At 36.5% G+C, this 12,085-nt stretch carries 11 protein-coding genes; 1 reads left to right on the top strand and 10 read right to left on the bottom strand.

Annotated elements, in window-relative coordinates; genetic code table 11:
- Positions 1 to 14: 14 nt before the first annotated feature.
- The 7 genes from NSQ92_RS05125 to NSQ92_RS05095 form a co-directional block, all read right to left on the bottom strand.
- A complete protein-coding gene (locus NSQ92_RS05125; RefSeq protein ID WP_341152442.1) occupies positions 15 to 1,352 on the bottom strand; it encodes an ABC transporter substrate-binding protein in 1,338 nt (445 codons plus the stop codon).
- Between the two features lie 47 nt (positions 1,353 to 1,399).
- The gene (locus NSQ92_RS05120; protein WP_082138283.1) at positions 1,400 to 2,218 is read right to left on the bottom strand and encodes a carbohydrate ABC transporter permease; all 819 of its coding nucleotides are present in this window, start codon (positions 2,216 to 2,218) and stop codon (positions 1,400 to 1,402) included.
- Complete coding sequence (locus tag NSQ92_RS05115; RefSeq protein ID WP_047941521.1) at positions 2,215 to 3,153, bottom strand: carbohydrate ABC transporter permease; 939 nt, start codon at positions 3,151 to 3,153, stop codon at positions 2,215 to 2,217. The genes NSQ92_RS05120 and NSQ92_RS05115 overlap by 4 nt, the downstream gene beginning before the upstream one ends.
- Complete coding sequence (locus tag NSQ92_RS05110; protein WP_095320356.1) at positions 3,150 to 4,262, bottom strand: ABC transporter ATP-binding protein; 1,113 nt, start codon at positions 4,260 to 4,262, stop codon at positions 3,150 to 3,152. Before NSQ92_RS05110 ends, NSQ92_RS05115 begins: the two co-directional genes overlap by 4 nt.
- 265 nt (positions 4,263 to 4,527) lie before the next feature.
- Complete coding sequence (locus NSQ92_RS05105) at positions 4,528 to 5,007, bottom strand: pyridoxamine 5'-phosphate oxidase family protein (protein ID WP_341152441.1); 480 nt, start codon at positions 5,005 to 5,007, stop codon at positions 4,528 to 4,530.
- Between the two features lie 86 nt (positions 5,008 to 5,093).
- The gene (locus tag NSQ92_RS05100) at positions 5,094 to 5,771 is read right to left on the bottom strand and encodes a DUF554 domain-containing protein (RefSeq protein WP_341152440.1); all 678 of its coding nucleotides are present in this window, start codon (positions 5,769 to 5,771) and stop codon (positions 5,094 to 5,096) included.
- A gap of 78 nt (positions 5,772 to 5,849) precedes the next feature.
- Entirely contained in the window at positions 5,850 to 7,118 is a 1,269-nt protein-coding gene (locus tag NSQ92_RS05095; protein ID WP_095320339.1) for an APC family permease, read from the bottom strand.
- A 127-nt stretch (positions 7,119 to 7,245) separates the two neighbouring features.
- On the opposite strand from NSQ92_RS05095, the gene NSQ92_RS05090 reads away from it, so the two are divergent.
- Positions 7,246 to 8,142, top strand: coding sequence for a LysR family transcriptional regulator (locus NSQ92_RS05090; protein ID WP_047941517.1), 897 nt, complete (start codon positions 7,246 to 7,248; stop codon positions 8,140 to 8,142).
- Positions 8,143 to 8,170: 28 nt separating this feature from the next.
- Here NSQ92_RS05090 and NSQ92_RS05085 read toward each other — a convergent pair whose 3' ends face one another.
- The 3 genes from NSQ92_RS05085 to NSQ92_RS05075 form a co-directional block, all read right to left on the bottom strand.
- Complete coding sequence (locus NSQ92_RS05085; protein ID WP_047941516.1) at positions 8,171 to 8,683, bottom strand: DoxX family protein; 513 nt, start codon at positions 8,681 to 8,683, stop codon at positions 8,171 to 8,173.
- Positions 8,684 to 8,976: 293 nt separating this feature from the next.
- Positions 8,977 to 10,545, bottom strand: coding sequence for a glycoside hydrolase family 43 protein (locus NSQ92_RS05080; protein ID WP_341152439.1), 1,569 nt, complete (start codon positions 10,543 to 10,545; stop codon positions 8,977 to 8,979).
- Positions 10,546 to 10,660: 115 nt separating this feature from the next.
- Entirely contained in the window at positions 10,661 to 12,055 is a 1,395-nt protein-coding gene (locus tag NSQ92_RS05075; protein ID WP_341152438.1) for an MFS transporter, read from the bottom strand.
- Positions 12,056 to 12,085: the final 30 nt, after the last annotated feature.

Genomic DNA, 12,085 nt, shown 5'->3' with positions numbered 1-12,085 from the left:
TCCTAAACTATCTATTATTTTCTAGCTCGATTCGCCTTTTCAATTGCTTCATTAAATTGTTTTACCATATTGCTATACGTCTCCTCGACATCTCCACCGTTATAAACTGTCTCAAGTGCTGTTTCGCTAATGCGACGTCCCTCTGGAATCATATCCATTAAAGCACCTTGTGTAGCATAAGAAGACTTAGTAGACTGTAATTGCTCCACTGTAACTTTTAATTGTGGCATTTTCTGATATGCTTCTGTTACAACTTGTTCACTATAAGCATCTGGATTAATAGCAAAATATCCTGTGCCAACATGCCACTTCGCTTGAACTTCTTTTGTTTGTAAGTACTTCATGAATTCCCAGGCCGCTTTTTTCTCCTCATCACTCTTATCTTTCATCATCCACAGACTTGCTCCACCTATAACCACACCTTGTCTTTCTACAGCTTCTGGATGGGGAATAAAAGCAACACCTACATCAAATGGCGCATTATCAATGACATCTCTGGCACTAGCCGAAGATTGCATAAACATTGCAACATCCCCTGCAAGGAATCCAGCTACCATGTTGTCACCATTCGTACCATAATTAGCAAAGGTTTTAGCATCAATCATTCGTTTTACCCATTGAAAAATCGATTTTCCTTGTTCATCCGTAAAACCAATTTCTGTTGGTGTTTCTGTTCGTCCATTATCATTATTCATTAATAAAGCACCTTGGTTAGCTAATAATTGCTCATATAACCAACCGTATGCTTGGAGGGCAAATCCTTTCATTTCTGGGTTTGCTTTTGTTATCGCTTTTCCAGCTTCTTCTACCTCCTCAAATGTTGCGGGAGCTTTTTCGGGATCTAGACCTGCTGCTTTAAAAGCATCCTTGTTGTAATACATAACTGGTGTAGAAGAGTTAAATGGCATCGAATAAAAAGTGTCATCAATTTTATAGTAGTTTGTGATATTTTCTTCTAAACCGCTCATATCATAACCATCTTCATCAATGAGTGTCTGAATTGGTTCCACAAATCCACTATTAATCATCGATTTTGTGCCGATTTCAAAAACCTGCATCATAGTTGGCGCACTTTCTGTCCCTGCAACTGTATGGAATTTTGTTAATGCCTCATCATATGTACCTTGATATTCTGCATTGATTTTCACCTTATCCTGCGAACTGTTGTATTCCTCTACAATACTATTCAATGCTTCTTGAGCTGCTCCGCCCATGGAATGCCAGAATGTAACCGTAGTCGGTCCTTCCTGTTTTTCACCACTAGTAGAGGATTCTGCATTATTGCTGCAGCCTGCCATAAATAAAACGATTGATAGCATGAATATACTGAATAACTGTTTTGTTTTCTTCATTTTCCCTACACTCCCTAAATATCTTATAGTTAAATATTGTAAAAAAATTATTTTAAAGCTCCTTCTGTTAATCCCTTTTGAAGCTTTTTCTGGCCTAAAAATAATAGGATTAATGTTGGCAGAACCACAATTATTGCTCCTGCCATAATAATGCCCCATTCATTTAACTGTTCTTGTGATTGAAGCTGTCTTAACCCTATTTGAACAGTACGTACACTATCATTTGTTGTGGCCAGTAGTGGCCATAGATACATATTCCAAGAAGTAACAAATCCATACACACCTAGTGTAATCAAACTCGTTTTCGCCATTGGCAGAACAACCGTTAAATAAAATTTAAGATCCCCAATTCCCGCAATTTCACTTGCTTCCTTAAGTTCTTTGGGAATTTGTTTAAAATTTTGCCGTAAGAGAAACGTACCAAAGGCTGTTGCAAAAAACGGAATGGTTAAACCATTATAATGATCCAGCCAGTTTAGATTCCTTATCGTTTGAAAGTTTGGGATGATGGATGCTTCAAATGGCACCATCATGGTTGCAATAAAGATAAAGAAGATTACATCTCTCCCTTTAAACTCTAAAAAGACAAATGCATAAGCAGCTAAACTAGCAAGTATTAATTGTCCGAGCATAATAACAAGGGAAACGACAAAACTATTTAATAAATATTGCATTAAGGGAAAGCGTTCAAACACTTTTATATAATTGTCCAATGTTAATCCGGTTGGAATTATTTTTCCTGTCATAATATCCTGTGAAGACATAAAGCTCATTAAAAAAGCGATTATAGCTGGCGAAAAAATGAGCAGTGCCGAAACGATTAAGAAGATGTAAAAGATAATTTTTTTATGAATTGGCAATGTCACTGATAATGGACCTTCCTTTCTCCAAGCTTAAATTGAATAATAGTGAGAACCAGAATGATGACAAATAGAATAATTGCTTGTGCACTTGCTGTTCCATACTGGTAATTCATAAACGCCTCTTGATAGATAGAATAAACGATTAAATTCGTTTCATTTTGCGGTCCACCTCTTGTTAACATATCTACTTGACCGAATGTTTGAAAGGCATTTATTAATGTGACAGTCAGTACAAAAAATAAAGTGGGAGAAAGCATCGGAATCGTAATTCGTCTCAATTTATAAAAGTAGCCGGCTCCGTCTATATCTGCACTTTCATAGAGATAAGAATCAATCGATTGAAGTCCACCTAATAAAATTAAGAAGGTAAATCCGACATTCATCCAAATGGTAGAAATAGATACAGAAAAAAGCGCCCAATTAGGATCGGTCAGCCACCCAATTGGCTCTAAGCCAAATGTTTTTACAATACGGTTCAGCCACCCAATTGTCGGATGAAATAAGAACATCCAAAATACAGAAGCTGCCGCAACTGAAATCCCCATGGAAGAGGAAAAAACGGTTCGAAAAACACCAATTCCACGTAACTTTTCATTTGCAAGAATCGCTAGGAATAAGCTGACGATAATCGATCCTGGAACTGTGTATAAAGCAAAAAGAAAGGTTGACTTTAAACTTTGCAGGAAAATAGCAGATTTGAAAATTTCTAAGTAATTCTCCAGCCCTACAAAGACTGTTGGGTCACCTCGATTATCCGTTAAGAAAAAACTTAAAAAGATAGTTCTTCCTAATGGATAAAATAAGAAAACACTAAATAATAGAATAGAAGGTAATAGAAATAGCATTCCTTTCAGCCAATACTGTAACCGCTGCTTCTTTTTTTCTTTTATAAAATCAATGGAAGGTTCCACTTCCTGCCGATATACAACCTCACTCATAGTCCAACGACCTCTTGTTCTTTGGCTGCAATTGCTGGTCGAATCAATGCTCCCGATTCAGAATCGAAAAAGCAAATATTCTTAGAGGACAACTGAACTGGTACATGATCTCCTGCTTGAATCCGCCATTGCCCTAACCATTTAGCTGTCCAAAGCTCCTTACCCACTTCAAAGGTTAACAGCGTTTCATTTCCTAACTGCTCCACATTGATAACCTCTAAAGTATGTGTTTTCTCTTCTGGAGCTGCTGGCAAAATATGTTCCGCTCTTATCCCCATCGTTAAATTTGGATAGGACAACAGTGCTAACATTTCTTCTTTATCCATAGTAATTTGCAAACCACTCTCCAACACTAATTTATAATCAATTAATTTCCCTTTACTTAAATTAATCTTCGGGGAACCGATAAAAGAAGCTACAAACAAATTGGCTGGCTGATTATATAAAGTAATCGGTTCGCCTACTTGTTGGATTTTCCCATCATTTAAAACCATGATTCGATCCCCCATTGTCATGGCTTCGACTTGATCATGGGTTACATAAATCATCGTTAAGCCCAGCTTCTTTTGTAACCGGCGGATTTCTATTCTCATGTGCGCGCGGAGCTTTGCATCTAAATTAGAAAGCGGCTCATCCATTAAACAAATTGGAGCTTCACTGACAACAGATCTAGCAAGAGCTACCCGCTGCCTTTGACCGCCAGATAATTGCTTCGGCTTACGTTTTAATAGATCCATTAATCCCATCATCTCAGCTGTTTCCTGTAGTCTTTTTTGCTGTTCTAACTTGTCTATTTTTTTGGCACGTAAACCAAAGAGAATATTTTGTTCAACCGTTAAGTGTGGGTATAAGGCATAATTTTGAAAGACCATAGATAAATTGCGTTCCTTTGGAGGCAGGTGATTGACAATCTTATTATTCATCTTCAATACGCCACCAGAAATTTCTTCAAGACCCGCAATCATTCGTAATAATGTACTTTTCCCAGATCCTGATGGACCAACTAGCACAAAAAATTCCCCTTCTTCTATGGAAAGACTTATCTGATCAATTACCGATTTTTGTCTATCATATGATTTTGAAATGTCCTTCAATTCTACTGCAATCACTAACAAACCCCTCCCCAATTGAATTACATCCCTATTTAACCATACAAATTTAACGAAATAGCCAAATTTACCAATCATTAACAAACACCTAATAGTCCTTTGACAAACTTCAAGTTCGCTTTACACTCTTCATATTTTTTTAATTTTCTTTACTAACAAATACAGGGAGGACGGTTCTCCTTATTTCTATTTCTGCCCTCAGCAGAACCGTCCCCATTTCTCTGCATATAAAAAAGCTCAGAGTTTCTCTGAGCTTTACGGTTCCTTATAATTCAATTGTTTCGTTAATGTCTGTGTTTTCCGCTTCTTTGCCTGCTAGTCTTTTATAAAAATAAACAATGTTTTTTGTAAAGCTGGTATCCCAATATTCTGCTGCTTCTGCCTTTATTTTAATCAAGACGACATTCGGATCGTCGTAAGACGCTTTCATGATTTTTTCGTAGGCCTTACTCCATAACTCTTTTTTCTTTGCAATATCCTCTACAATTTCCGCTCTACCTCTTATCGAAACATAGGATTTACCTGCGTAAGAAATATTCACTTCATTTTCATGTAGAATCTCTTCATACTTATCGGTATCTTTCTTTGTTATAAACCATAAATCACCATCAAACTCTACTTCCTGCGTTTTCATTGGACGAGAAACTAGCCCTTCTTCTGAAACGGTTGTTAACATGGCTGTATCGACATCTTTAATCAGTTCTCTTAACGTTTCAAGTTCTTCTTGTCTAGTTGTGTTTTCCATTATAATCACCTCTTGAACTGTTTTAAAAGTATATTACCCTTATAAAAAACTTTTAATCAAAAGTGATTTAGACAAAATTCGCTTGTTTAAAAAAGCTTTAGAATCATAAACCAAATTGCTGGTATTAACAAAGACGGCAACAGATTTAAGGTCTTGAATTTTTTTACTCCTAGTATGCTAAGTCCTGAACTAAGGATAAGAATTCCGCCAATAATCGATATTTCTGCTAATAATTCAGACGTTAAAAAGTTTGCAAGCAAGCCAGCTGTTATGTAAAAAAAGCCTTGCCACACAAATAAGACGAGAGCCGAAACAGCAATTCCTAATCCAAAGGTCGATGATAGAACAATCGATGTGACGCCATCTAAAATGGCATTTGTAAATAGATAAGTATGATTCCCTCTTAATGCACTTTCAATTGGTCCTAAGATTGATAAAGTCCCTGCACAAAAAAGTAAAATCGCAGTCGATAATCCCTCTGCCAGATTCCCCTTCGAGAATTTGCCTACAATTCGTTTAAAAGCATTTTCTATATCTAACCTTTCGCCAATCAAACCACCAATAGCTAGACTGACTATAAACAGAACAGGATATTTGCTGTCTGGCATGTATTGAACAATGGAATGGATTCCAAGTGCAGTTGCAGCAAGTCCCATTGCCTGCATTAAAATATCCTGATACTCCTCTTTAATTCCCTTTTTCAAAAAACTGCCTATCATGCACCCTGCTAAAATCATAAAACAGTTAAATAATGTTCCAATCAATTTCTTTTTCTCCTTGGCTTTATATTTAATGAATAGCATACGGTCACTCACTATATAAGCCATTTTATCTTATCTTGCCTACATTTTGGTCATTTTTTTATCGTACATCACTCTTTTCTTGCGGGTTAGTTCTCTTTTGTGCCAGCCGCTAAATAATCCAGTTAAAATAAGGATAATGACTAATGCAATAATGGAAGAGCGTAATAGCAAGATGGCAAACAGGATACTTAACATAATGGCCATTCCTTTTAACAACGGTTTTTTTAATAACTTAATTGCTGCACAGAGACCAATTAGAGCATTAGCAATGAAAAAGGCATTTGCCAAGCTGACAAGTTGTTCTACTGACACTAATTTTAATAAGACTAAAAAGGCAAACAGAAGATGGATAAAAACAAGCAAACCAATTGCTTTATATGGTGCTCCATTAGAGAACTTTTTAGTTAGAAAATGGAGAGAGGAAATAGGTTTTGATAACGATGCTATTAGTCTTGCTACTCCACCAACAACCATTAAATGTGTTGTTATACAAAGTCCTGTTGCGACGATTGCCAATAAGCCAATAGACAGCTGCCCAAACAATGGATACATAATCCCCGTTAAACGAATGGTAAACGTACCTGTATATGTTGTCCACTGAACAGCAGCAGAAAGGACTAAATTAACAACCAAAATGACAGCCGCACTAAAAAAGATCGCTCTCCGAATGGTTGTTTTTGGATTTTTCACTTCACTAGAATAATTCCCAACAATCTCCCAGCCGACTATTGTCCAAAAAAGCAATAAGAGACTATAACCAAAGGAAGAATAATGAAATACAGGAAAATCCCAAGTGTCAGAAGGATGGTTTATTAAAGAAAAGACACTACCACTTACTAATATCAATACGGCAAATGTAGAGATGATAAAAGACAATTTCCCAAGAAAATTCAGACGAAATAACAGTATCAACCCGTTCATGATGAGTAAAACAAACGCAATCCATTCTACTTTGATATTGCCTGAAAATAGCCAGGTTTGAATATATTCAGCTGCTGTCATCATCACTGCGACTGGTCCCATCAAAGCAGCAATCATAAGAAAAACAGATGAAAGATTTTTTATTTTTGCTCCAAATGCTTTTTCCATGGCAGTACCAAGCCCTTCTTCCCCTGGAAACTGTATCATTAACTCTCCGCAGACATATGCAAAACATATGCCAATGATGGACATAATGAACCAGGCAAAGATTGCATAGTTTCCGATATTTTCATAAATAATAGTTGGCAATAAAATAATTCCTGATCCTAATAGCGGTCCAATGATTAACCCGCTTAAGGTCAAGGAACCAATTTTTCTTTGATTCATTCTTTTTCCCCATTCCTGATGTTTTTTAATTATTTCTCATTTCCTATTGTATTTGTCTTTTATCATTCAGTAAAATAGATATATACGATAAACAATATCGATTATACCGATAACAGGAGGATACAATATGGAAATACGCCATTTACAAACGTTTAAGGCCATCGTGGAAGCTGGTGGTTTTGCCAAGGCAGCTACTCAGCTTGGCTATGCACAATCCTCTATTACTTCCCATATACAAGCATTAGAGATGGAACTAGAAGGCCCACTTTTTGATCGTCTCGGCAAATCCATTGCGTTAACAGAGTTAGGCAAATCATTTCTTCCTTATGCAAATGAAATGCTGCGCCTGCATAAGGGAGCAAAAGAACTGCATCAATCTTCGAGAATGAAAAAAGGAAAAATAACGATTGGGGCTTCTGAATCATTAACTGTTTACCGTCTTCCTACTATCATTCAGGCATATAAAGAGAAATTTCCGGATGTTCATTTATCTGTTCGAATGGGGACATGCGAGGAACTGCAGCATTTAGTAGAGATTGGCGATTTAGATATTGCCTTGCTTCTTAATCTGGAATTCAAGAAGCATCCTTCCTTAGAAACCATTAAAATGTTAGACGAAAATATGAGTATCATTTCCTCCCCTAGTCATATGCAGCCTAATTCTATTCTTTATTCGGAAAGCAACTGCCCCTATCGGACCATTTTTGATAAATTTATAGCGGAAGAAAATATTACTCCAACCTCTTTTCATGAATTTTGGAGTATTGAGGCAATAAAGCAATGTGTACAATGTGGATTGGGACTTGCTCTTGTGCCGGAAATTACCATTCAAAATGAATTAAAGGAGGGACGATTATCTGCACGGCGTTTAGATAAGAAACATGGTCAAGTCGCTTCCTTTCTTTTTTATCATAAAAGCAGATGGGTTTCTCCAATCGTCCATTATTTTATCGAAGAAGCAAAAGCTTATTTTAAACAGGAAGAAGAAAAAAGAACTGCATTTGAAAAAGAAGCCAGCTACTAATTGTAACTGGCTCTCTCTTTTAGACCCCTTAAACAGCGGCTGCTTCTTTTTTATGTTTATTTTTTCTGTTATTTATTTGATTTTTGATATATGGCATTGCATAGCGGTCAAGACCAAATTTACCAGCGTTAGCTCCTGCCACTATTACGAAGATGGCTAGTAAAATCATTTGTCCGTTTGTGCTTACTGTTCCACTGAACAAGAATGCGAAGTTCATGACCATTCCCATTAAAGTTGCAAAGCTTGTGAATAAACCGAGAATTAATGCAATCCCTACTAATAATTCTCCCCATTGAACTAAGAAAGTGAATAAATCCGCATTCGGAAGTGCTACATGTTCTAAGAATGCTGCCCACCATCCTTGCACTGCTGGGTGTTCACCTGTGCTGTTTGCGATCGCCCCTTGTAAAAATCCACTTGCGTCAAAGGCACCACTTGTTATTTTTTCATAGCCTGCATGGATAAATTGATAACCAAGATAAATTCGGATAAAAGCTAAAATTCCTGCAACTACTTTATTATTTCTTAATAAATCTAACATTTCTCTCCATCTCCTTAGAATGATAAATTATTAGTTTGTTCATTGATTCACATTTACTTTTACAAGATCTTGTTTGTTTCTTACTACACTTATATAATAGCACTATTTTCACTATGAGAAAGTATATTGTGATGTATTTCACATTTAGTTCACAAAGTTATGGCGAAGTTGTGAACTAAGGACATGATTATCACTATCTATAAGGAAACATAATTAATGATTAACTATTCCTTTTCTTACCACATAAAGATGGGTACTGTAAACTTCACAGTACCCTTTTCTGATATTCTTTTTTACAACTCATCATACTTAAAGTATGAAAAATAACTTGGTTTCTTTTGCCCGCTTAAATCTTGTGTACATATCCCAACAAAGGTTCCAGTAAAACGTATATAATCTGCATCATCGTCTGATAAATGACTAATATCGATTTTACTGCCGATATTCTTCCATTCATCTTCTTCTGCATAAGCAAGTTGTAGCCATTGCTGGTCAACTTTTGCCTTTATCTTAACCTCCCCTGTAGATTTTAATGGTATATCTTGATCGAGTAATTCATCATAAACCCCATGCTTGGATTCAATAATTCCGATACATTTTCCCAACGTTTCATGTGTCGTAATTCGGAGGTAAACATAATCATCTGTATCATAATAAAAAATTAATCCCGCCATTTGTTGAAAGTTTTCGGGTGTATATTCAACTGCTGTCTCTACTTCCACCGTGAAATTCTCTAGTCTGCGTGCTAACAGGCTTTGATGATGGAGGGAGCTCATCGATTCTCCACCCTTTAATGTCAAATAACCTGGTCGTTCTGTTAGTGAAATCCAATCCTCTGTAAATGTTCTTCTTAATGAGTTCCAGTATTTTTTTAAGGAATGACCTTGGAAATCATCAAGGTTGCTCTCTTGTTCAAATGGATGTAATTGTAAATCTGGTGCCTCCACAATAGTGGATGGATTTGGTCCTCCTTCAACACGCAGCCAATCATCTTCTGTCCAATAGCATTTTTGGATGGCCGTTTCTCTCCCTAATATACATTTTTTATCGACAACTGGTCTTCCACATAAATGTGCCATATACCACTCACCATTTTGAGTTTCCACCAAGCTTCCATGTCCTGCCTTTTGCAGCTGGTCTTTTTTGTTCTCATCTGATGTCAAGATTGGATTGGTTGGATCTATTTCGTATGGACCAAATAAAGACGTTGACCTAGCTATTGTAACCGCATGGGTATACCAAGTTCCTCCTTCTGCTGTTACTAAATAATAATAGCCATTCCGCTTATATATATGAGGTGCCTCTGTTAAACCTATCTCTGAGCCCTTAAAAATATTTTGTACCGGTCCCACTAGCCTTTTTTCTTCTACAGAATATTCCTGCAGGGCGATTCCTGCAAAAGAATTAGTTCCTTTACGAAAATCCCAAATCATATTGACTAACCATTTTCTCCCATCCTCATCATGAAACAAGGAAGGATCAAATCCACTACTATTAAGATAAATTGGCTCAGACCAAGGCCCTTCAATATTTTCAGCTGTCACTAAATAGTTATGTGTATCCTTAAAAGCTCCCATTCTACTTTTTACATCTGTATAGATTAAAAAAAACATCCCTTCTGAATAACTTAAACAGGGCGCCCAAACTCCTCCTGAATTGACATTTCCAATCATATTTAATTGGGATTCTCTTGTTAATGGATATGTTAGCAATCTCCAATTAATCATGTCTTTAGAATGATATATTTGTATGCCTGGAAACCATTCAAAAGTAGAGACCGCTATATAATAGTCATCTCCAACTCGCAAAATAGAAGGATCAGGATGATAGCCTGGCAAGACTGGATTGATTATTTTACTCATTTCATAACCCCTTTTCTTAACATTGGTAAATTCTAAAGTAAATTAGGAAAGGAATCTATAAAACTAGTACGTTCCCAATAGCTTCAACTATTGCTATAACATATTATGTTAGAAATTAGTTTGCGCTTCTAGCTTTTAGATCACTAATAATACGAGGATAGATTTTATCTAAACGATAGAATAGCATGAGGATAATTAAGAAAACAGTAATTGCCATTGGAATGTAAATAAACAGGGATTGAATAGAAAGCAATGCTGCATTCGATTGCGTGCCTCCGCCGCCAACATATCCTCCATAGAATAATACCCATCCTATAATAGCGGTTCCTAATCCACTACCGATTTTGATACCCATGCTTCCGCCGCTATATACCATACCTTCATTTCGAATTCCTGTTTTCCACTCCCCGTACTCGATCGTGTCACCTAGCATCGCAAACATACTTCCATTAATCGGCGCTTTACCGATTCCTCGAATTATCGTACCGGCTACAATTAAAGCTATATTGGTGATGTCAATTAACATAATTAGATAACCGATTAACGTAATTACTTCCCCAACAATAATGGCATTCCTTTTACCAAATCTTCTCGTAATTGGTGCTACAATCACCATTCCTAAAAGGATAAACACTGTATATGCTGTTGTTACAAGTCCAACAAGAAGGGTGTCATCTAAAATATACTGAGCAAAATAAATGACTGCCCCAGAATTTAAGGCGTTAAAAATATAGGTCATAAAGATAAATGTCGTCACAAGTGCCCAATACTTATTTTTCCCAAGCGTTCTTAAGCTGTCTTTTAGTTTTACGGGATTGTGCTGTTGTTCCTTGCTAGCAGGCTTAACTCTTTCAGTAGTTGATTTGAAACAAAAGTAGAAAAGACTACTGCCAATCGATCCAAAAATAAGGAAAGTTACAATCCATCCAAATTGGCCACCTCCAAAGGCATTTGCAAGTGGGAGGGTCAAATTACTAACTATAAGTGATCCTATTAATGCAAGACTCATACGAAAGACATTTAAAACAGATCTTTGGTATTGATCTTGTGTAATTAAGGAATTTAAGGTTCCATACGGTACATTTAGACCAGTATAGACAAGGCATACTAAATTATAGGTAATCGTAATATAAACAACTTGCCAAACAGTGCTTACATCTGGAACGGTGAACAGTAATACAGCTGAGATTGCAAAAGGAATCGCAAGCCATAATAGCCACGGTCTAGCCTTACCATGCTTTGATTTCGTCTTATCTATGACATAACCCATCAATACATCTGTTATCCCATCAAATATCCGGGAAAACAACATAATGGATCCTACAATTCCTGCTGCAATGCCAATGATATCTGTAAAATAATATACAATAAAAATGCTCATTGCTTGCCAGATAAAATTACTAGCTAAGTCACCAGAACCATACCCTAATCTTTCTATTAAACTTATCTTTTCACCAGCTGGTGCACTTTGTGTCGGAGTAACCTCTTCCCTTTGTAAATTGGTCGACATCTTAATCCTCCATCCATTACTTTGTTCACG

The organism is Niallia sp. FSL M8-0099, assembly GCF_038006945.1.
In the GTDB taxonomy this organism is placed as follows: domain Bacteria; phylum Bacillota; class Bacilli; order Bacillales; family Cytobacillaceae; genus Niallia; species Niallia circulans.
This window is presented reverse-complemented; position numbering and strand designations above follow the sequence as displayed.

Excerpts from the sequence above, each read along its gene's own strand:
- NSQ92_RS05125 (WP_341152442.1), bottom strand. The coding sequence starts at position 1,352 with ATGAAGAAAACAAAACAGTTATTCAGTATATTCATGCTATCAATCGTT.
- NSQ92_RS05105 (WP_341152441.1), bottom strand. The coding sequence starts at position 5,007 with ATGGAAAACACAACTAGACAAGAAGAACTTGAAACGTTAAGAGAACTG.
- NSQ92_RS05090 (WP_047941517.1), top strand. The coding sequence starts at position 7,246 with ATGGAAATACGCCATTTACAAACGTTTAAGGCCATCGTGGAAGCTGGT.
- NSQ92_RS05080 (WP_341152439.1), bottom strand. The coding sequence starts at position 10,545 with ATGAGTAAAATAATCAATCCAGTCTTGCCAGGCTATCATCCTGATCCT.
- NSQ92_RS05115 (WP_047941521.1), bottom strand. The coding sequence starts at position 3,153 with ATGAGTGAGGTTGTATATCGGCAGGAAGTGGAACCTTCCATTGATTTT.
- NSQ92_RS05095 (WP_095320339.1), bottom strand. The coding sequence starts at position 7,118 with ATGAATCAAAGAAAAATTGGTTCCTTGACCTTAAGCGGGTTAATCATT.
- NSQ92_RS05085 (WP_047941516.1), bottom strand. The coding sequence starts at position 8,683 with ATGTTAGATTTATTAAGAAATAATAAAGTAGTTGCAGGAATTTTAGCT.
- NSQ92_RS05075 (WP_341152438.1), bottom strand. The coding sequence starts at position 12,055 with ATGTCGACCAATTTACAAAGGGAAGAGGTTACTCCGACACAAAGTGCA.